The sequence below is a fragment of the Roseobacter sp. genome, from assembly GCF_039970775.1.
Taxonomy (GTDB): Bacteria; Pseudomonadota; Alphaproteobacteria; order Rhodobacterales; family Rhodobacteraceae; genus Roseobacter.
On the sequence record NZ_JBDVLG010000039.1, the window covers coordinates 1 to 20,877 of the forward strand.

Genomic DNA, 20,877 nt, shown 5'->3' on the forward strand with positions numbered 1-20,877 from the left:
CTGTGCGGACAGCTCCTGCATAGCAAGACATATTTGAAGTAATTTTGCACTGGTCAGAAGCAGACGTGTGTCCGGCCTGTTTGCGCGGCACTCGTAGCCGCTGGCCCTGATGGTTTCCGCGACCAAGTCCCAAACGGCTTATCGAACAACACTGTGTCCTGGATATTCGACGGGGTGTCTTGGTTAGCGGGCTGACTGTGCGCCATCATTTCATTGGTCTTGCTGTCTCGGGTGTTCTTTTTCTTTCTCTTGGGCTGCGTGAGGCCGATAGTATTTGTTCTTGGTTAGTATCGCCCAGACTATTCGTGCGGTCTTGTTTGCCATTGCGATGGCCGCCAATCGAGCAGGCTTACGCTCAAGAAGACTGATGGCCCATGGATCGACGCGGTCAGGTTTCACTTTCATTTGCCGCAATCTCGCTGTCATCCCGGTCAGCAAAAGACGCCGAATGTATCGGTCACCCATTTTTGTGATCCTCCTAATCGTTCTTTTCCGCCACTCGACATGTTCAGAGGTGTGAGCCCCAGCCACGCTGCAAATTGTCGACCATTCTTGAACTGCTTCGCGTCGCCGACTATGGCAACAATGGCTGACGCGGTCACAGGGCCAACGCCTGGGATCGTGCGCAACAGCATAACGCGTTTGTCCAGTTTCGAATGAAGTCGCATGCGCATCTCGTACCAGCGGAACCGGAGATGCATCGCAACAAGTTGGTGACTGAGTTGTCTCAAGACATCTATTGCAACCTCCGGAAGGAAGCGCTTCTCTCCTTCCAGAACACCTTTTGCGTATTTGGCCGCAGCCCCAGCCCTCTGTGGAATGATGACACCAAACTCGGCGAGCAAACTGCGAAGCATGTTGCTGAGTTGTGTTCGTTGCCTGACGATCAAATCGCGCGCACGATGCAGGAACAAGACGGCCTGCTGTTCCTCGGATTTGGGCGCAACAAACCGCATCGTCGGGCGTGTCACCGCTTCACAGATAGCTTCTGCATCATTCGCGTCAGATTTGCCGCGTTTGACATAGGGCTTCACATAATTGGCTGGGATCAAGCGTACATCGTGCCCAAGCTTGCTAAGCTCTCGCGCCCAATAGTGGCTGGACCCGCATGCCTCCAAGCCGATCAGACAAGGCTCCAGATTGATGAAGAACTGCATGAATTGCGCGCGCGCGGGATAGCTCGATTGAAGACACGTCTCCATCCTTGGTAATTCCGTGGACCTGAAAACCGTGTTTGGCCAGATCGATGCCGACTGTTGTAACTTGCACTGGGTAGCTCCTTTCCTAGCAGTGATAGACAACTGCAGTATGGCGCATTGCGGCGCCGGGTGGAGCAGGAGCTATCCACCCTATCCGCTTTGTCACTGCTGCAAGCGCAAAGGAAAATACCGCTGGCTTGTTCAAAAGCTTCACCCCGTTATCGTGCAAAAACTTACTGCACTGTGCCCAAATCTCTAGGTTCCCTCCGGCTTTGCGCGGAATACTTGGGACTAAATCTGTAGCCTTGGGCGGCCAGCTGATAAACATCAAACGCCTGCCCCTTCTCGGCAAAGTGCGACGCAATAACATGCCGGGCAGTCTATGATCTGTTTATCCGTGAAACAGGCCTTCATTTGTCCGCCCTAGCGTCGGGCGGACACGCTACAAATCTGGCGCAGTTTTGGGGGCAAAGGTCTGTCTATGACAGAATAACTAGGGAAGAGCCTTCTGGATGGTGTCAGAAATCACCTTCACTGAGTACTTTGTATCACTGCTCGTCTTATCCTTGCCGATGGCCTTAATCAGCTCTCCGATTTCTTTAGTATATGCTGTTTTATCGCCCATGGCGACAAAGTGTATGGCCTTGTCAAATTGCTTTTTGATCTTTGGTTTCTTCACGATCTGCTGGTCTGGCCCAATGAAAACCGCTTCCACTGCGTTTCTATTCATCTTGACGATCTTGTTTGTCGCAATGTCCGTCATGAACAGCTGATAGTGATCGTTCGCCGGTTTGTTGAACACCTTGAACCCCAATTCGATCTTCGAGCGCGCCCATGTTTCCAGAGCTTTGGCCAAAGCAGTAAACAGGTCAGGATCAAGGTCGCGCCCTTGCCTGATCGCGCCCTCTACTGGCTTTTGCAGATTTCTTGGCGTCACCGACTTGTAGCGGTCGTAGTATTTTTTGACCTGTGCAACAGAATTTGGCGGAAATTTGCAGATATGCCATGCGCCGAGCGCGTCGTTGTCACGCAGCATATTTTCAAAATGGCTCGCCATGAGGGCATTATTGTTCATCGCCTGAACGATTTTGTCCACTTTCAACGCCATACCGGGCGGGACGGGGATTTTTGTTGTCATGTGTTCGGTCCTTTTTCCAATATGCCTGTCCTGTTGATGTCAGGCTTATGGAATGTAAGTACCGTCGGTCCGTCAAAAGGTTCGCACAGTGCCATCCGTCAGCGATGTTTTCGAGCCTTTGACGCCGGCGCGATAGATTTCTCCGGAATGAGACATGCGCTTTTCATCTGAAAATCTGCATATCGGTTCATCGCCCCTTGAACAGCCCGCCCAAGATACCGCGAACAAGGCGGCGGCCGGTGGTACCAGAGAGTTCTTTGATGACGGCATTGGCAACCGCACCGCCCAGTGTTTTCGGCTGGCGGGTGGTGCGTCGCGCAGTAGAACGCGGCACGCGGCTGCCAGAAAACCGGCGCGCGGCGTTAAATTCGCGGGCTTGGGCGGTGTCCTCTTCGGCTTTTTCCTCGGCGTCTGCCGCCGCGACTGCGGCTTGATCGGCGCGGGCCTTTAATATTTCATAGGCCGATTTACGGTCCACCGGGTCGTCGTATTTCCCCGCCATATCCGACGCCGCCATAACGCCCGCACGTTCGGCCTTGGTGAGTGGCCCCAATTGCGATGAAGGCGGACGGATCAACGTGCGTTCTACCACACCCGGCACGCCCTTTTTCTGCAACATTGACGTCACGGCCTCGCCCACGCCCACCTCACGGATCGCCGCTTCGGTATCAAACGCGGGGTTCTCGCGGTAGGTTTCGGCGGCCATGCGCAATTGTTTGCGGTCTTTGGCGGTAAAGGCGCGCAGCGCGTGTTGAACACGGTTGCCCAATTGCCCCAGGATATCTTCGGGCACATCCGCAGGGTTTTGCGTCACGAAATACACCCCCACCCCCTTGGACCGGATCAACCGCGCGACCTGTTCAACCTTATCCACCAACGCTTTGGGGGCGTCATCAAACAGCAAATGCGCCTCGTCAAAGAAGAACACCAGTTTGGGTTTATCGGGGTCGCCGACCTCGGGCAGTTCCTCAAACAGCTCCGACAGCAGCCACAACAAAAACGTCGCATAAAGACCCGGTGCTGCCATCAATTTATCAGCCGCCAGAATGTTGATCTGACCCTTGCCATCCGCAGTGGTGCGCATCAGATCGGCCAACGCCAACGCAGGTTCGCCAAACAACCCCGTGCCGCCCTGATTTTCCAACACCAACAGCCGCCGCTGGATCGCCCCTATCGAGGCCGATGACACATTGCCATACCGCAACGACAGGTCTTTGGCGTTCTGCCCAATCCACACCAACAGCGATTGCAGGTCTTTCAGATCCAGCAGGGGCAACCCATCTTCATCCGCCAACCGGAACGCGATATTCAGAATACCCTCTTGCGCCTCGCTCAGGTCCAACAACCGCGATAACAACAGCGGCCCCATTTCCGAAACCGTGGTCCGAACCGGGTGCCCCTGATCCCCAAACAGATCCCAAAAGGTGACGGGGAATGCCTCGTAGATGAAATCGGCGAACCCAATGGTTGCCGCGCGTTCGGTAAAGGGGCCGTGCAATTTGTGCGTGTCAGATCCCGCCTTGGCCAACCCCGACAAATCGCCTTTGACGTCTGACAAAAACACCGGCACCCCGGCAGATGAAAACCCTTCTGCCAGGATTTGTAGCGTGACGGTTTTGCCCGTGCCCGTGGCCCCCGCGATCAGACCGTGACGGTTGGCGTAGCGCAGGCTGAGATGTTGTTGCGTGCCATATTCAGGGCCGCCCCCGCCGATAAAGATGTCTGATGCCATATGCCCGGTCCCCTTCGAAAAACTATCTGTATGAGAATACGGTTTTAACCTTTGAGTGCCATAGTCAATCTGTCCGGTCGGCATCTATGTCCTTGTCGCGCCGGGCATCCTCCCTGTTAGACTGGCCGTGCCGTTGATCGGTACGGCCTTTTTTTCGCTGAATTGTGATCTCTCTGGGGTTGAAATATTTTTCGAATTTCCAGTTGACGGCGTCCACCCGGTTTCGTAGCTTTTCAGTCAATAAGTCGGCCAGTCCGACGGGGAGAAAATAATTGAAAGGGGATGCCATGTGCATCCCTTTTCTGATTCTCCCCCGCGCGTTAAAAAAACCATGCAAAGCTGCGGATTTTACCTGCGTGGGCCTGACAGCCCCACAACCTCGTGGTACGACTGTGGCAAATGTTCAACGACGGAGCACTCATGTTGACACTGACCACGTTACGCCCGCAGGCGCTCGCCCTTCCTTTGATCTTTGCCGCGACGCTGTCGATGGCACAAACGGAAACCCCACAGGACAGCGCCGACGAAGCCCCGGGCGTCGAGGCTGATCTGAGCCTTGGCGAAGTCGCCACAACCGGCCCACAACTGGGCGAGCCCTACATCAAAGAGACCTTTGGCGATTGGAACATGCGCTGCGTCAAGAGCAACGAAGACGAAGACCCCTGCCAAATGTACCAACTATTGGCGGATGGCGACGGCGCGCCGATCTCTGAGGTCACCTTGTTCCGCCTGCCCACCGGTGGTCAGGCCGAAGCAGGTGCGGCGATCATGGTGCCGCTGGAAACATCCTTGGCGGCGCAGCTGACCATGAAGATCGATGACAACGACGCGCGCCGGTATCCATTTGCGTTTTGCAACACCGTCGGCTGCGTGTCGCGCATTGGGTTAACCCCAGACGATGTGACCGCCCTGAAACGCGGCAGCAAAGCGATCGTTACAATCGTGCCGATTGTGGCCCCTGACCAAAAGGTCGATGTAAATCTGTCCTTGAAAGGGTTTACCGCAGCCTATGACAAAGTGTCCGTGCTGAACCAATAACGACACCAGACACATATCACCGTCCGGTTTGCGCCGGGCGGTTTTTATATGGCGCGCAAAGCCAGCACCGCGTTCATCCCGCCAAAGGCAAATGCATTTGTCAAAGCCACGGTCACCCGTGCATCCCGCGCGGTATTGGGCACCACATCCAGCGCGCATTCTGGGTCTGGGTCTTGGTAGCCGATGGTTGGGGCAATGACACCGTCGCGCAGCGCCATAATACAGGCCAACAATTCCACCGCCCCAGTGCCGCCGATCAAATGCCCGTGCATTGATTTGGTCGACGATATCATCAACTGATCTGCATGGGGGCCAAAGACATCAGCGACCGCTGCGCATTCGGTTTTGTCGTTGGCGGCGGTGCCGGTGCCATGGGCATTGATATAGCCCACCTCTTCGCGGTTGATCCCGGCGTCTGTCAACGCGCCGGCCATCGCGCGGGCCGCACCGCTTTTGGAAGGCATAACGATATCGCTCGCGTCGGACGACATGGCGAAGCCCGCGATTTCGCAAAGGATCTGCGCGCCACGCGCACGCGCGTGATCGTATTCTTCAAAGACAAATACGCCAGCGCCCTCGCCCTGTACCATACCGTTACGATTGGCCGAAAACGGACGGCACGCGTCGCGGCTCATCACGCGCAAACCCTCCCAAGCCTTGACGCCGCCAAAGCACAACATGCTTTCTGATCCGCCTGTGACCATCGCCGGGCTCATCCCTGACCGGACCATGCTAAACGCCTGCGCCATCGCGTGGTTTGACGACGCACAGGCCGTAGACACCGTAAAAGACGGCCCCTTGAGGTTATGTTCCATGCTCACATGGGACGCGGCCGCGTTGTTCATCAATTTGGGCACAACAAAGGGGTGCACGCGGTTTTTTCCGTCTTCGTAGACGGACCGGTAGTTGTCATCCCACGTGCTGACACCGCCGCCCGCTGTGCCCAGCACAACGCCCGATTTCGCGGCCAATTCACCGCTAAAGACGAGCCCCGACTGGTCAACTGCCTCCTTGGCTGCCGCCAGCGTAAATTGGGTAAACCGATCATACAGCGACATTTGTTGGCGATTATAGCGCCCTTCGGCCTCAAACCCGCGCACCTGCCCGCCAATCTGGATCGACAGGCGCTCTATGTCGCGCATCTCCAGCGGGCCAATGCCACACACCCCGTCGCGCATCGCCGCCAGCGTTGTGGGCACGTCATGCCCCAGCGCGTTGATCGTCCCTGCCCCCGTGATGACCACCCGTTTCATAGGATGTCAGCCCTGTTCGGCCAGCAGGCGTTCTATTCCCGCCACAATACTGGCCACCGTCGAGATATCAAAATCAGAGGCCTGCGGTGCGTTGGCGTTGAAGGGCACCGTGATGTCAAAGGCCTCTTCGATGGCAAAGATCGCCTCGACCAAGCCCAAACTATCGATGCCCAAACCATCCAACGTGCTGTCAAGCGTCACGTCTGATGGTTCCAGAACGGCCTGCTGCGCGATAATCGCAATGGTTTTATCCGTGATGCTCATGCGTGTGATCCCCCGGGCGCACCTGTGGCGCGTTTCAATCGCTGTCCCCTGATTTGAAAACTGCCTTTTGCAACGCTGCAATGTCGCGCATCAAGCGTGGCAGGCGGCGGCTGGCTTTGTAGGTTTCGATATGTGTGGCCATCTTGACCGCAGGGTAGCCCAAAATGGACCGGCCAGCGGGCACGTTTGACAGGATCTTACTGCCCCCGCCCGCGATCACACCGTCGCCGATAAAGATGTTGTCGCTGACACCGACCTGCCCGCCCAAGATAACGTGATTGCCGATGGTCACCGACCCCGCGACACCAACGCATCCACACAGCAAACAATCCGTCCCAACGACGCAGTTGTGGCCGACATGCACGAGGTTGTCCAACTTGGTCCGGTCGCCGATGATCGTATCGCGGATCGTGCCACAGTCGATCACGGCGTTCATGCCCATTTCGACATCATCGCCCAGGCTCACCGCGCCCAGCGAATGGATGCGTGTCCAGGATTGGGCCTCGATGTCTTGCTGTTCGCCCAAGGTGCTGCGGGTGGCCTCTACGGCAGAGCGATCCGGCGTGACGTAGGAAAACCCATCCCCGCCGACGCGCGCGCCGGGTTGTGCGATGAACCGCGCGCCAATGCGCGCCCGTGCGCCAATGCCAACGCCCTCACGCAGGAACGCGCCTTCGCCCAGCTCGGCATTCCAACCGATGTAGCACTGGGGCCCGATCACAGACCTCGCGCCAATTTTAGCGCCGGCCCCAATAACACTCAGCGGGCCAACACTGACGTCGGCGCCCAATTCGGCCGTTGGGTCAATCACAGCAGACGGGTGGATTCCTGCGCCAAACCCCTGCCCCGGATCCATCAGCTTGGTGATGCCAGACATCGCATACCGTGGACGGCGCGGGATAATCGCGGCCTTCAGCCCCAGCGCTTCCCAGTCGGCCCCTTCCCACAGCAACCCCACCTGCGCCGCCCCCGCGCTCAGCGCGTCTGCATAGGTCTGGCTGGTGGCAATGGCCAGATCATTGGGCCCGGCGCTTTGTGGTTCTGCGGCGCGGGCCACACGTAGGCTGGTGTCGCCCAAGGCGACCGCACCCAATGCCGTGGCGATATCTGCGACGCTGTGATCTTGCTGTGTCATGGTTTTGCCCCCTCATGATGCGGGCGCAGATTTACCCCTGAACCGCGCGCAACGCCACCCCCGCTTTGGCCAACGCATTCCAAATTCGCCCGTCACGACCATAAATATCACGCCGGAATTGGGGCTGACCTTTGCCGTTGATAAACGCCGTGCGGTACATGATGTGCACCGGCACCGGGGCTTTCAAATCGACCTGCTGTTCTTTGCCTGTCGCCAGCTTGGCCTGAAACAGGCCTTTGGGGTCGTTGGTTTGTTTGGCCAGCAACGCGTAGGCAAAATCAAACGGGTCCGCCAGACGGATACACCCGTGGCTGTAGGCGCGTACTTCGCGGCCAAACAGGCTCTTTGCGGGGGTGTCGTGCAGATAGATGTTGTGCTTGTTGGGGAACATAAATTTCACCAACCCCAACGCATTGCCCCGGCTGGGGGGCTGGCGCATGGCAAACGGGAATGTTCTGGCGGTAAACTGCGTGAAATCCACCGCCGAGCGGTCGACCAGACGGCCGCTTCTGTCGGTGATTTCGATATGGTTCACGGCGTTCGGGTTGGCCTGCAGTTCGGGCAGGTATTCTTTGGTGACAATCGAACGCGGCACGTACCAGCTGGGATTGATCACCATGAATTCCATCACATCGGAAAATTCCGGCGACTGGCGGTCGTTGGCCCGGTGCCCGATGACAGACCGTGTCTCGAAGGTAACCTTGTCATTGTCGATAATCTTGGCGGTGAAATCGGTCAGATTGACTTCAACGTGGCGCTTGCCCCGCGCGATGTTCATCCAACGCTCGCGTTCCATCGCGACGATGATCGATTGCAATCGCGCCTGAACCGACGTGTTGATCTCGGCCATGGTGCCCGGACCTGCGACACCGTCTTGTGCCAACCCGTGCGCCTGTTGAAAGCCCTGCACAGCGGCAACCATTTTGTCGTCATATGATTGGGTCGCGTTGCGTTTCATGTAGCCCATGCGCACCAACCGGTCACGCAGTGCCACAACGCTGGCACCTGATGCACCCGGCTTGAGCGTTTTGGCCGGAACAACCTGCCCCCAGCCCCCCTGCGCCAGCAGCCGTTCAAGGCGCAGCTTTTCTTTCATCAAACCGGTATATTCATGGGTGTTCGGCGCCAACGCCCGAAAGAACCTCTTTGGCGATGATTTCGCGAAATTCGTCAAATAGGAGCCACGGTCGCGGTAGGGCACGTCCCGCACAATCGCCTTGTCGACGCGGCTGGGGATCAACACACCTGTTTGCAGATCGCGCGCATATCCAAGGAACACGCGGCTGATCTCGACTTCGAGCAGGCCACGATCACGTGGTGTCCGGGCCGCTTTCATCTGGGCCTGCAATCCGGCGACATCATACCGCGCTGCGGGTAAACCGTGGTTCCCGGCGGATGACAAAGCCTGGATCAGCGCCGTGCGGCGGTTGCGATCCCGGCCCTTGCCCGTCCAGATGCTGTCATAGCCGTTGGCCTGATAGAACGCGGCGATATCGGGGTCTTGTGCGGCGGCTTCTGCAACGGCCTGTTTGAACGCAGTACCCTGTGCCGATGCGGGGCTCATCCAGACAGATACCGCAAGGACGATGCCTGCCAGCAATACGGCAAAATGGCGCAAGTTCGAATTTGAAATCAACATTCAGGGTACCTCTTACAAATGTTCAAACGGTTTGACCGTCTCAGCCCGGCAAGTCCAATAACAATTTAATACATCCGCGCAGAAAGCGACAGATGATGCATACACGCACCGCTTGTATAAAATCCGAATCTGATCAAGGAACCGGCAAAATTTTGCCTAAAATTACGCCAAACAAATCGTCCTGTTCTTCAGTACTTGGTTAACAATCGGCGTTATGACATACCCAATGTTGCATCTGGGGAAGAGATGACACCCCCCGTGTAACATCACGGGTACAGGCAGAATACGGGGCGAAGACCATATGACGAAAGACATCCCATCGAGCATGTCTCGCCGGACATTATTGAGCGCGTTTGCGGCGACAGCGATCACTGCGGCACCAACCTACGCGAACGCGGCAGGCTTTCTGCGCGGCGGCGGCGATATCCGACGGATCAAAATGTATTCCGGCCGCACGGGCGAACGGATCGATATGATCTATTGGATAGAAGGCGATTACATCCGCGACGCAGTCAATGAAATCAACCACTTCATGCGCGACTGGCGCACCGACGGCATCAAAACAATGGATTTGCGGACAATTGATATCATGTCCGCGGCACACAACTTGTTGGACGTGACCGAACCCTATATGCTGCTATCGGGCTACCGCAGCCCCCAGACCAACGCAATGCTGCGGTCGCGCAGCCGCGGCGTCGCGAAAAACTCGCTGCACATGAAAGGGCAAGCCGCAGACCTACGTTTGGGCAGCCGTTCGGTGGGTCAGGTGGCGCGTGCAGCAACAGCCTGCAAGGGCGGTGGAGTTGGTAAATACTCGGGCTCTAATTTTGTGCATATGGACTGTGGTATCGTGCGCAGCTGGGGACGCTAACCCCCTAAATTCGAGACAACACGACGTAAAAAGGCGGCCTCAAGGGCCGCTTTTTGCGTATCTGGCCGAGCATCTCTGCCCGGACACCGCAAAATAACAGGGGCAGACGCGCGCCGAAAGAACCAGCGCGCGCCCTTTGTATAAATTGACTTCGAGGAAAATCAGAGCAGGCGCGTTGCAATCCGCCCGTGTGCAGTGGATTGCAACGCCCTTCCGGCTTGCTCAAGCGTTACGCACTTGAATTCGGTTTCCGGATGCGAAAAGTGAATTTCAAATGTGTCGCTCGTCAAAAGCAAACAGACATACTCGTTATACGTCGGCACTAAAACGTGCGTCCGATATCCAACATCCACACTGTGACAGTGTAATGCGATAAATTGGCTCGCGGGTAAATTCGTGTGATTGCCTAGGTAAAACTACCTATATTAGCTGTCGGCGAACAGTTTGGTGGAAATCGACAAGTCAACCAATTCGGCCACCGAATTCACCCGCATCTTCTCCAAAATACGCGCGCGGTGGTGGTCCACGGTGCGTGGGCTGATCTCGAGCTGTCGCCCGACATCTTTGCTGGATGCACATGAAGGGTTCGACACCAGCAGCTGCGCGATCTCTTGTTCTCGGTCGGTGAGCTTTTCAAACCGGGCCCGCGCATTGCGCGCCTTGTCACGCCCCTGCCGTCGTTGCACATCGATCTTCAACGCCGCGTCGACCTGTTTGATTAAAACCTCCTGACGAAACGGTTTTTCCAGAAAATCAATCGCGCCCAACTTCATCGCTTGCACCGATTCCGGCACGCCGCCGTGACCCGTCACGAAAATCACCGGTATGCTGTACCCGCGTCTGACCAAAACCTGTTGCAGTTCCAACCCCGACATATCCGGCAGCCCATAATCAAGAATCAGACATCCCGTTTGTTCTGGCGCATAGCCATCCAAAAACGCCTGCGCCGAGGCAAAGGCCTGCGTCGCATATCCGCGTGTGCGCAACGCCCGTGACAGCGACGTCCGGATCGCGTCTTCGTCGTCGACGATAAAAATGCAGGGTTCAGACACTGAATTCATTGCGGGTCTCATTCGTGATCGTGGGAATTAACGCAGGCAGTATAAACCGGAACTGCGACCGCCCTTGATGATCCAGCTGATACCACAGTCTACCGCCGTGGGAATCTATAATAGAGCGACATATCGTCAGACCAAGGCCCATCCCGTCTTCCTTTGTTGTCTCAAATTGTTCGAAAAGTTTCGCCCCAGGACGCACACCCGGGCCTGAATCGGTGATACGCACCGAAAGCCCGCCCCCCGCACTGTCGGCCGTCACCCAGATCTGCCGCACCGACACCCCGCTGTCACCGATCGCCTCGACCGCGTTGCGCAGCAAGTTGAGCAACACCTGCGCGATCTGCACCCGCGATCCATAAACCGGGTCTAACCCCTGAACATCGGTCTTGATCGACACGCCGTTTTCTTTGGCTTCGGCATGGATCAACTGCAACGTCTGCTGCATCAGTTCTTCAAAATCAAACGTCGCTTTTTCTACCCCGTCCTTTTTGACAAAGCCCCGCAATGCTTTGATGATGTCACCAGCACGGTGCGCTTGTTTGTCGGATTCTTCGAGAATGGTTTTGAGTTCATCCACCTGACACGCCCCCTTTTTGAGCGCATAAAGCGCGCTGTCCATGTTTTGCGTAATCGCCAGCAGCGGTTGGTTCAACTCATGCGCGAGGCTCGTGGCCATCTGGCCCATGACCGTCACCCGCGAGGAATGCGACAGATCACGGTTCAACCTGCGTATTTTGCGCTCGGAGTCCTTGCGCTCCCGAATGTCATCGACGGTCACAACCGCGTGGCGGGGCGTGCCGTCTTCATCGCGGATCACGATCACATTTTCACTGACCCAAATCTCGGAGCCTGCCGTGCACAACAGCCGTTTTTCGTGCAGATATTCCGAACGTTGCTGCGTGTTTCCTTCGAAAAAGAACCCCGCCACATCGTCATCGGGATGCGAAATTTCATGCAGGGTCTGACCCAGAATATCGGTCTGATCATACCCCAACATCTGGGCAAACTTGGCGTTCACCCGCATCAAACGGCCGGTTCCCCCTTCGACAAGGGCCATTCCGCGCGACGACAGCTCGAACGTGCGACCGAATTCCGTCTCTGATTGCTTGCGCTCGGCAATCGCCTGCACCAACGTTTCATTGGCCCGTTCCAATTCGCGGTAGGTTTTGGGCAGCGGCTCAGACGCCGCAATTTCCCCCTGCGACACCAACGACGACCGCACCGCAAACGCGCGCACCGGCTTGTGAATAAAATGCGCCAGCCCCAGCCCCAACAGCCCCGTGACCAATGCAATTGTCGCCGCGATCCACACGTTTTGGGTGCGATTGGCCCGGATTTCGCCGGTGAAATCTCGTTCGGGTGCATACACGGCGATGGTCCACGGCAAGGCCTGACTGATCACGGGCATCAACATCGACACGTAGGTCGAACCGCCGTGATCAAATCGCGACAATGTCTCGCGCGCGACGGAAATATGACCCCCACCGCTGAGCCCCCCAAACGCCGTCCGCGCCACCGGATCCGCAATTTCGCGGATATTGACAAAGCGGTAGGTTCCATCGTCGTTTTCGGTGCTGATAAGCGTTTGGTTCGGATGCGCGATCACGTCGCCATTTTCATTTAGTATCAGCGCCTTACCATTCTCTCCGATCATCAACCGGGATAAGAACTCTGATATCGCCTCGATCCCGATATCGACGCCAACAACCCCATGCAGCCCACCCGCGTCGTCAAACACAGGAGACGCCGCGGTAATGCCCGGCGTTTGTGATGTGAAAAAGATGTAGGGGTCCGTCCAGATACTGCCGGACGTGTCGCGCGCCATTTGGTACCATGGTCGCAGGCGCGGATCAAAGGTATCGCCAGGATCGGGGCGTTCAAGGATCACCTCATATTCGTTGTCACGCCAAATCAGGTCGGTGTTGCGACCGTCCGCATCATACCGGATAATCTTGCTGCGAAATGGGCCCGCGCCGCTGCTGCGCATCACATAGACAAAATTACCGGCCTCATCGCCGTAAAACAGCCCCGAAAACTGGGGTGATATTTGCAGTTGCTGGAACAACAGTTTTTCGAGTTGCCCAAAGTTATCGCGCCCGATCACCTCGCTTTCGGCCAGTCGCGTCGCGAGCTCGGCGGCCCCTTTTGCGGGCGTCAGGAAGCCTTTGGAATGGGCAATCGTGTTGCCGCCCACATCGCTCAGTAGCCGGCCCGCATGTTGCAGCAACACCTTTTCAGACGTCAAAAACGACGAAAACACCACCACCGTGACGGCGACAAATTGCAGCCCCGCCAGACAAAGCGCGAGCAACATACCCAGCGACAGCTTCATGCAGCGCGCCCCGTTGCTGTCGCACCACAGACGTCACACGCGCCAAAGCGGTGAACCTCTTGCGCGGCCTGTGTAATCTGCGTGCCCATCAAGTCGATGCTCGTTGTCATCCAATCCCCCGGTGGACGGTATTGTTGCATACTTTCCGGAATACGGAAGTCGATCGCCAATAAATTGAGCGGCAATTCGCTGCAACGTAAAGGTGTCGCGGCATAGGTTACTTCCCGCCGCACGACAGAATAGCAAAACCCGCAATGTTGCCAAGGCGTAGGCCCCTATTCGGGCCGTGAACCGGCACGGGGCAGCCCGACCTTAACGGCCGCCCCGCACCCCCACATTATTTTTCAAACACCATACGGACCGAAACAGGCGCCACGCGGGTGATCCCCGACAGGCCGGCCAGATCCATCAAGATGTCGACGCCCGCGTCGAGCTCCAGATCTTCGGTCGCCAGCATGATCAGATCTGCGGTGGTCACCAGCACCCGGTCTTGGCCCAACCGGGCCACCAACAGCTGCGTTTCGATATCGGCCTCGACCCCGGCAAAGGCCAGCGCGCCGTCAAAATCGACCACGGCGGTGGTGCCAACCTCAAGCGCGTTCAGCACGTCCATATCGACGGCGCCCGTCAACACCGCGCGCGCCTTGCCGGCCTGGAACAGGTGTTCGATCAGCCGTTCGTTGCGGATATCAATGTTGGTTTCCACCGACGTCAGGTCAATGGTGATAGCCACGTCGCCCGCCTCGCTCACAGTGCCCGAGACCGTGTTAAAGGTATGCACTTCGCCGATATAATCGTTTTTGATAGATCCGAACGCGACGCTGGATCCTGCGTCGACAGAGGTCCAATTGGCGTGCCCCCCTGCCATGGCGGTCGTCGCGGCCCATACAGCGGCAAAGGCAAGTGTTGCGATCTTGTTCATTCCAGTGGTCTCCCGTTTCGTCAATTGATGTGCGTATGTCGATAGATAACAGATCAGCCCCGCAATTTATTCTCACTTTTGCAAGATAATCTGATTTGGCATCCACCCGCACGGCCCCTAGGGTGCATGGGTTTGCATCAGGAGACACCCATGAGGCCCTATTTCGCCATCGCAATGACCCTCGCCGTGATCGCAGTGTCCTTCGGCGTACTGGGCCTCGCGCGTCAGGGCGTGACAGTGACCCAAACGCACGTCGGCGCAACGCCAGTCACATCATATCAGGCAGGCCACGCCGATGGACCTGTGGTGGTGATGGCGCATGGGTTTGCAGGTTCGCAACAAATGATGCAAGGCTATGCGCTTACCTTGGCCCGTGCAGGGTACCGTGTTTTTGTCTATGAATTTGAAGGGCATGGCCGCCACCCCCTGCCAATGTCGGGCGACGTTTCTCAGATCGATGGGACCACGCGTTTGCTGATGCATCAAACCCGCGCGGTGTTGGATGCGGTCGCGATAAAAGGGGCCCCGACCGCGCTGCTGGGGCATTCGGTGGCGACAGATATCTTGGTCCGCAGTGCTGCTGACCGTCAAGATATCGGCCCGGTGGTCCTGATATCGGCGTTTTCCCAAGCCATCACTCCCCAGACCCCCACCGACCTATTGTTGATCACCGGCGCGTGGGAACCGGGGCTGCGGGCCTTCGGTCTCGACGCGGTGCAAATGGTCACCCCAGACGCCACCGAAGGGCAAACAGCCGTGGGCGACGGCGTGTCGCGCCGTACTGTGGTCGCGCCCTTTGCGGAACATGTCTCGGTGTTGCACAGCCGTGTGGGGCGGCAAGCGGCCTTGCAATGGCTTGACCAGTCCTATGGCCGGTCCTCGGATATCACGATCTGGCCAACAGGGTGGGCCATTTTGGGGGTGCTCGCAGGGGTTGTCGTGCTGTTTCGGCCCATCGCGGCAACACTGCCCTGCGCGCCCGCCCGCACCCAACTGCGCCCACGGCAATTGACGTGGGTCATCTTGGTGCCCGCAGTGATAACCCCGCTGATCGCCGTGCCCATTCCCCTTGATCTGTTGCCGGTTTTGGTGGCCGATTATCTGGCGCTGCATCTGCTGATCTTTGGCGCGGTGCAATTGGCATTCTTGCGGTATTGGCGCGTCGGTTTGGGGCCCGGATCAAGGCGCGCCTTTGGACTGACGTTGCTGTGGTGCGCGCTTTTTGGGGGCGCCCTAAACCAGTATGCCGCGAACTTCTGGCCCACTTCTGGCCGCGCGTGGATCATCGCCGCGATGATGGTCGGCACCTTACCGTATATGCTGGCCGATACGGCGTTGACCGCGCAGGCGTCCTTGGTGCGCCGCGTCTTTATTCGGGCGGGGTTTTTGGTGTCTCTCGGGGGCGCTGTGGCGCTTGATTTTGACGCGTTGTTCTTTTTGGTCATGATCGCGCCCGTGTTGGTTTTGTTCTACCTCGCCTTCGGGACGATGGGCCGTTTTGTCAGTGCGCGCGCCGGGCCTGTCGCACCGGGCATCGCGTTGGGGCTGGTGTTGGCTTGGGCCCTTGGCGTCAGTTTTCCGCTGTTTCAACCGTGACGCCCTTGGCCAAACCGGTCTATGCTGCGGCCACGATCAAGCGGGGAGCACGACAGATATGACATTGAAAACACGCCATTGGGACCGCATCGGCAACGGCGGCCTGACCTTCACCGAACTCGGCTTTGGCACGGCGCCATTGGGCAATCTGTACCGCGCCATTTCCGATGACGCCGCGCGCGCCACACTGGACGCCGCGTGGGACGGGGGCGTGCGCTATTTCGACACGGCACCTTTGTATGGCATGGGTCTTTCCGAAACCCGTTTGAACGGGTTTTTGCGGGGCAAACCGCGTGACCGTTATGTGCTGTCCAGCAAGGTCGGGCGTCTCATGCAGCATTGTGCGCCCGAACACCGGTCAGGCGTTGGCAAATGGTTCGACGTGCCCCAACGGCGCGAACAATTCGATTATACCTACGACGGGGTTATGCGGTCGGTCGAACATTCGTTTTCGCGGCTTGGGGTTGACCGGATCGACATTCTGTATGTGCACGACCTGTGTGCGTTCAGCCATGGATCCCAAGACGCCTCTGACATGCGGGTACAGGAATTCTTTGGAGGTCGCGGGTATGACGCCATGATCAGCCTGCGTGATCAAGGGATGGTCAAGGCCATCGGCGGCGGTGTGAATGAATGGCAGGTCTGCCAAACTTTGGCCGAACGGGGCGATTTTGACCTGTTTCTGTTGGCCGGGCGCTATACGCTGCTGGAACAAGACGCGCTGACCTCGTTTTTGCCCCTATGCGAGGCACGCGGCATTGGCATCGTCACGGGCGGGCCTTACAATTCGGGCATTCTGGCCACGGGGGCCAAACCCGGCGCCTACTATAACTATGACCCCGCGCCGCAGCACATCCTTGATAAAGTCACCGCCATCGAGGCCACCTGCCGCAATCACGGGGTGCGCATGATTGACGCCGCGTTCCAGTTTCCGCTGTTGCACCCGGCGCATGTTACGGTGGTCCCCGGCGGGCAAGGGGTTGATGAAATGGACAGCAACCTACAGGCATCTCAGGCGCAGATCCCCGCAGACTTATGGGCAGATCTCAAATCACAGGGGCTAGTGCGCGCAGATGCCCCTACATAAAACGTTGGCCTAGGCGGCAGACCACGAAGGCAAACCCCGCGCACCGGCGTCATGTCGGTGGCGTCAGATCGCCACGAGGTGGTTGTCAAACGCCAGCCCATGGGTGTGCAGTCGCCGCAACCCTGCGCCCACCTGGTGCACCCCACCAAGCCCATCCGTAGCCAACGCGCCCCCCGGCCCGGCGCCAATGCCGCAGATATCGGTCTGCGGGCTTTGCGCCCGAAATCCGGCAACCGGATCAAACAGTTGCACGACCCCCCCGCGCGGCGAGGTCACCGCGATCTGCCCCTCAGGCAAGGCCGCGACAGACCCGACATAGGCCGTCAACCGCCGCGTGGCGGGTTCTGGGCTGTCGAGCAACCGCAGCCCGCGACCCGGCTGATACACCCCAACCAACGCAGGGCTCGCCCAAGGGTCCCCCTGCCATTGAAACCCGCAGGCCACACGCCCATCCGCAAACGCAGCAATGTGGCGTAGCGAATTTTGATGATCCGCATCCGGCAACGCCGCCTGATCAACAATTTGCCCATCGCCGGTCATCATCGTCAGATTGGGCCGCATAGTGGGTAGGTTCAGCTTGTCGCGCCCGGTTTCGGGCCGGGTCAAGATGCCGCCGTTAGCGATGGCCAAAACATCCTGCCCCGGCAGTCGCAGGATCTCGTGCGGGCCGATCCCCCCTGATGCAAATTCAGCGATGCGCGCATACCCGCGTGCACGCGCCCACACGCCGATCCGCCCCTGCCCGCTAGAGATATGATTTTCCGTGGTAAAAAGGTGCGTACCATCTGTCGAAAACGCCCCATGCCCGTAAAAATGATGGCCTTTTGGGGCGGTCAATCGTTGCGTCACCCGCCCCGTCACACAATCGAGCACCAGCGCATAGGTGCCCGGCCTGCGGGCAAATGCAACGGCCTCTGGCTGGGTGGGATGGGCCGCGCTTGCGTGGCCTCGGTCCGGCAAGGGCTGGGTGAAAGCCAGCGTGCCGTCGGACCGAAGCCCGGCCAGCACATAGTGCTCTTGCGAGGTCATCGCCGCCGTCAGATAGCTGGGCGCCCCGGCATCAGCCCAGCTCACGCCGGGCACGGCCCCGCTGGCCAGCAACCCCGCCAGAAATGCGCGCCGCCCCCGCATCAATCGCCGTCCAGCGAATTGAACCCGGCTCGCACACCAAGGCCGGTGCCAATCTCTTCTGATATCGCCATCTGGATCCCCGCGACCGCCTGTTGCAACACCTCTATCCGAAACCGTTCGGCCGGGTCTGCGACCCCCTGCAACGCCGGGTCATCCAAGCTTTCCGCACGGTTGATTGCATTCAAAAACGCCGCTTTGGTTTTGGGGATATCCGCGCCCGCCAATGCCACGGCCAGATCTTGTAACGCGGTCAGGTGTAGCGTGATGTTGCGCAGGCTCCGGTCTGACCGGCGCGCCTCGGCGCGTTTGGGGCGGGGCCTGTCGAACGTCCCCAAGGGGCGGCCAAGCCGTTGATCATGCAGAAATTCCAACCCCGATGACAACGCCGTATAGATGACCCGCTGCGCCTCTGCGATATTTTGATAGCGCGGGTTATCCGCGCCCGGCGTCTTGAGCACGGCGGCATGGCCATCGCGCCAATCGGCCTCCAGGGTCTGGGCATTCGCCGCCAGCCGCACGGCCATTGCATGGATCAACGCACAGTCATACGCCGTTTGGTCGCGCCCGCCGTACAGCATGCTTTCCAACGCCATCAGCCCTTGGGCCGCGACCGACACCTCGGCAAATTCTGCGTCATCTTGCACCGCAGGGTCCTGCGCGGCGATCAACCGCGATACGGCCTTTTCGGTCTGGTTTTTCGGGTCCGGCCAGAATGTAATCGCCAGGGTCAACCCTTCGGTTTCGATTGGGCCAAACTGGATGTGGCTTAGGCCCATCCATGCATCAAACGCGGCGTGATAGCCCACGCGCATGGCTGGTGTGTCGCAGGTTTGGGTCGCTGTGACCAGATCTGCGGTGCGGGCAGAAAACGCGCTGTGGGCGGGCAGGATATGTTCATCGACCACCGTGGCCACCCCTGCCGATAGCCCCATTGGTATACCGATGCAGATAGCGGATAAAACATGTTTCATATCAGAGGCTTTCAAGAAATCGGATCAGGGATTCGCGGTCGGGTTTTGGCATGCTGACAACACGGTCACGTGCGGCTTGGGCTTCGCCACCATGCCACAGCACCGCCTCTAGCAATGACCGTGCGCGGCCATCATGAAGGAAGTAAGTGTGCCCCGAAACCTGCTGCGTCAACCCAATGCCCCACAGCGGCGGGGTGCGCCATTCGAGCCCCGTGGCACGCGCCTCAGGGCGGTTATCGGCAAGGCCCGCGCCCATGTCGTGCAACAACATATCCGTGTAAGGCCAAATCAGCTGAAAGCTCTGCTCGGGCTGATCATCCAACCGGTGGGTGACGAATTTGGGCGTATGACACCTGGTGCAGCCGGTCTCGTAGAACACTTGCTTGCCACGCAACACCTCGGGGCTGTCGTAGTCGCGCCGCGCTGGCACCGCGAGATTGGCGGAATAAAAGCTCACCAGCTCCAGTCCAATCTGGCCGATCTCCGCATTGTCGTGAGCGGGCGTGTTGCCGTCAGGCGCGTTACGGCAGGCGGTTTGATTGGCGGTGCAATCACCATACCCGGCCGTATGCAAAGGTGTCGAAATGCCGATGTCCCCGTGAAACGCCCCGGCAGATTGTTCCCATACGCTGGGCATCCCCGCCTTCAGCCCAAACCGACCCAACATCGGTTGATCATAAACCTCTGACCACACAATGTTGGGACGCCCCGAAATACCATCTCCATCGGCGTCGTCTGGGTCGGCTCCCGCCAGAATATCCGCGGAAGGGATCGCATCAAGCAACCCCAGCCCGATCATCTGCGGCGCCACGCGGGCGCTTGTCATGACATCGGCGTGTAACGGCCCGTATCCTAGATCGGTCAGCGCTAGCGTCGGTTTGCGCAATGATACGGTCTCGTCCTCGCTTAACGTCACGGGAGTTTCGTCATAGGTAATGGCGATGCGAGCTTCGGCTGGGTGCCCCGCGACCCCAAAATCCTGGATCTGCCCGCCATATGTCGGGTCGGGCGCCGTCGCGATATACTCGGCGATTTCGTCAGTCAGCGTGTTTTTGGTGGCGGGGATCGAAACACGCACCAACAATGATGTTGCCGCATCCTGCGGGGTTTCCGGCGCATGCCCCCGGCCGTCTTTCAGGTGGCACCGCTGGCAAGAACGCGCATTATAAAGCGGGCCCAACCCATCCGAGGCCAACGTCGACGATGGCGACGACACCCATAGTTTTTTGAACAACCCGTTGCCCACCTTGAACTCCAGCTCGCGTTCAAAGCTGATATTCGCAGATGGCTGGCTAAAGACATCCGCCGTCGCGGACGGGCGCACCGTCGCCGCCCCAGCCGCATTTGCCTCAAACCGTTCGGCTTGCGTGAAATCCTGCGTCGGCGTGGTGATGTTGGCGATTCGCGCGGTTTCATCGGCGGTCCTTGGGACCACGGGCATATGGAGGTCCGCCAGCTCGGCAATGGCGCTAGATGTGGCACACATCACGATCACCGTGCTGGAAACCAAA

General features: G+C 58.4%; 17 protein-coding genes and 1 pseudogene. 4 read left to right on the plus strand and 14 right to left on the minus strand.

Going from position 1 to position 20,877, the window contains the following annotated elements; genetic code table 11:
- Positions 1–210: 210 nt before the first annotated feature.
- From ABJH13_RS09120 to ABJH13_RS09135, 4 genes and pseudogenes are all read right to left on the minus strand, one after another.
- Positions 211–1,269 (minus strand): annotated as a pseudogene (locus ABJH13_RS09120) (IS110 family transposase).
- Between the two features lie 423 nt (positions 1,270–1,692).
- Complete coding sequence (locus ABJH13_RS09125; protein WP_348405907.1) at positions 1,693–2,337, minus strand: hypothetical protein; 645 nt, start codon at positions 2,335–2,337, stop codon at positions 1,693–1,695.
- 187 nt (positions 2,338–2,524) lie between these two features.
- Positions 2,525–4,069: a helicase HerA-like domain-containing protein gene (locus ABJH13_RS09130; protein WP_348405908.1), complete on the minus strand. Its 1,545-nt coding sequence runs from the start codon at positions 4,067–4,069 to the stop codon at positions 2,525–2,527.
- A gap of 64 nt (positions 4,070–4,133) precedes the next feature.
- Positions 4,134–4,358, minus strand: coding sequence for a hypothetical protein (locus tag ABJH13_RS09135; RefSeq protein ID WP_348405909.1), 225 nt, complete (start codon positions 4,356–4,358; stop codon positions 4,134–4,136).
- A gap of 131 nt (positions 4,359–4,489) precedes the next feature.
- On the opposite strand from ABJH13_RS09135, the gene ABJH13_RS09140 reads away from it, so the two are divergent.
- Positions 4,490–5,107: an invasion associated locus B family protein gene (locus ABJH13_RS09140; RefSeq protein WP_348405910.1), complete on the plus strand. Its 618-nt coding sequence runs from the start codon at positions 4,490–4,492 to the stop codon at positions 5,105–5,107.
- 44 nt (positions 5,108–5,151) lie between these two features.
- Here ABJH13_RS09140 and ABJH13_RS09145 read toward each other — a convergent pair whose 3' ends face one another.
- The 4 genes from ABJH13_RS09145 to ABJH13_RS09160 are packed head-to-tail and all read right to left on the minus strand — an operon-like array spanning position 5,152 to position 9,323.
- Complete coding sequence (locus ABJH13_RS09145) at positions 5,152–6,360, minus strand: beta-ketoacyl-[acyl-carrier-protein] synthase family protein (RefSeq protein WP_348405911.1); 1,209 nt, start codon at positions 6,358–6,360, stop codon at positions 5,152–5,154.
- Between the two features lie 6 nt (positions 6,361–6,366).
- Positions 6,367–6,624: a phosphopantetheine-binding protein gene (locus ABJH13_RS09150; RefSeq protein ID WP_348405912.1), complete on the minus strand. Its 258-nt coding sequence runs from the start codon at positions 6,622–6,624 to the stop codon at positions 6,367–6,369.
- Positions 6,625–6,658: 34 nt separating this feature from the next.
- Complete coding sequence (locus tag ABJH13_RS09155; protein WP_348405913.1) at positions 6,659–7,759, minus strand: UDP-3-O-(3-hydroxymyristoyl)glucosamine N-acyltransferase; 1,101 nt, start codon at positions 7,757–7,759, stop codon at positions 6,659–6,661.
- A 31-nt stretch (positions 7,760–7,790) separates the two neighbouring features.
- On the minus strand, positions 7,791–9,323 hold the full coding sequence (locus ABJH13_RS09160) for a L,D-transpeptidase family protein (RefSeq protein WP_348405956.1): 1,533 nt from the start codon (positions 9,321–9,323) through the stop codon (positions 7,791–7,793).
- Between the two features lie 376 nt (positions 9,324–9,699).
- Between ABJH13_RS09160 and ABJH13_RS09165 the strand changes: the two genes are divergently transcribed.
- Positions 9,700–10,269, plus strand: a complete 570-nt coding sequence (locus tag ABJH13_RS09165; RefSeq protein WP_348405914.1) for a DUF882 domain-containing protein — start codon at positions 9,700–9,702, stop codon at positions 10,267–10,269.
- Positions 10,270–10,694: 425 nt separating this feature from the next.
- Here the strand turns inward: ABJH13_RS09165 and ABJH13_RS09170 are convergent, their stop codons facing one another.
- The 3 genes from ABJH13_RS09170 to ABJH13_RS09180 all read right to left on the minus strand — a co-directional run bounded on the left by ABJH13_RS09170 (position 10,695) and on the right by ABJH13_RS09180 (position 14,581).
- Positions 10,695–11,330, minus strand: a complete 636-nt coding sequence (locus tag ABJH13_RS09170; RefSeq protein ID WP_348405915.1) for a response regulator — start codon at positions 11,328–11,330, stop codon at positions 10,695–10,697.
- Complete coding sequence (locus ABJH13_RS09175; protein ID WP_348405916.1) at positions 11,314–13,659, minus strand: cache domain-containing protein; 2,346 nt, start codon at positions 13,657–13,659, stop codon at positions 11,314–11,316. The genes ABJH13_RS09170 and ABJH13_RS09175 overlap by 17 nt, the downstream gene beginning before the upstream one ends.
- Before the next feature lie 337 nt (positions 13,660–13,996).
- The gene (locus ABJH13_RS09180; RefSeq protein WP_348405917.1) at positions 13,997–14,581 is read right to left on the minus strand and encodes a YceI family protein; all 585 of its coding nucleotides are present in this window, start codon (positions 14,579–14,581) and stop codon (positions 13,997–13,999) included.
- A gap of 150 nt (positions 14,582–14,731) precedes the next feature.
- Between ABJH13_RS09180 and ABJH13_RS09185 the strand changes: the two genes are divergently transcribed.
- Together ABJH13_RS09185 and ABJH13_RS09190 are read left to right on the plus strand one after the other, a co-directional pair.
- Positions 14,732–16,177 (plus strand): alpha/beta hydrolase, encoded by a 1,446-nt coding sequence (locus tag ABJH13_RS09185; RefSeq protein WP_348405918.1) that lies wholly within the window; start codon positions 14,732–14,734, stop codon positions 16,175–16,177.
- Positions 16,178–16,235: 58 nt separating this feature from the next.
- The gene (locus ABJH13_RS09190; RefSeq protein WP_348405919.1) at positions 16,236–17,264 is read left to right on the plus strand and encodes an aldo/keto reductase; all 1,029 of its coding nucleotides are present in this window, start codon (positions 16,236–16,238) and stop codon (positions 17,262–17,264) included.
- Between the two features lie 63 nt (positions 17,265–17,327).
- Here the strand turns inward: ABJH13_RS09190 and ABJH13_RS09195 are convergent, their stop codons facing one another.
- Genes ABJH13_RS09195 through ABJH13_RS09205 form a run of 3 tightly spaced genes read right to left on the minus strand, consistent with a single transcriptional unit; the run spans position 17,328 to position 20,852 of the window.
- On the minus strand, positions 17,328–18,395 hold the full coding sequence (locus ABJH13_RS09195) for a DUF1513 domain-containing protein (RefSeq protein ID WP_348405920.1): 1,068 nt from the start codon (positions 18,393–18,395) through the stop codon (positions 17,328–17,330).
- A complete protein-coding gene (locus ABJH13_RS09200; RefSeq protein WP_348405921.1) occupies positions 18,395–19,366 on the minus strand; it encodes an imelysin family protein in 972 nt (323 codons plus the stop codon). Before ABJH13_RS09200 ends, ABJH13_RS09195 begins: the two co-directional genes overlap by 1 nt.
- A gap of 1 nt (position 19,367) precedes the next feature.
- A complete protein-coding gene (locus ABJH13_RS09205; protein ID WP_348405922.1) occupies positions 19,368–20,852 on the minus strand; it encodes a di-heme oxidoredictase family protein in 1,485 nt (494 codons plus the stop codon).
- Positions 20,853–20,877 lie beyond the last annotated feature (25 nt).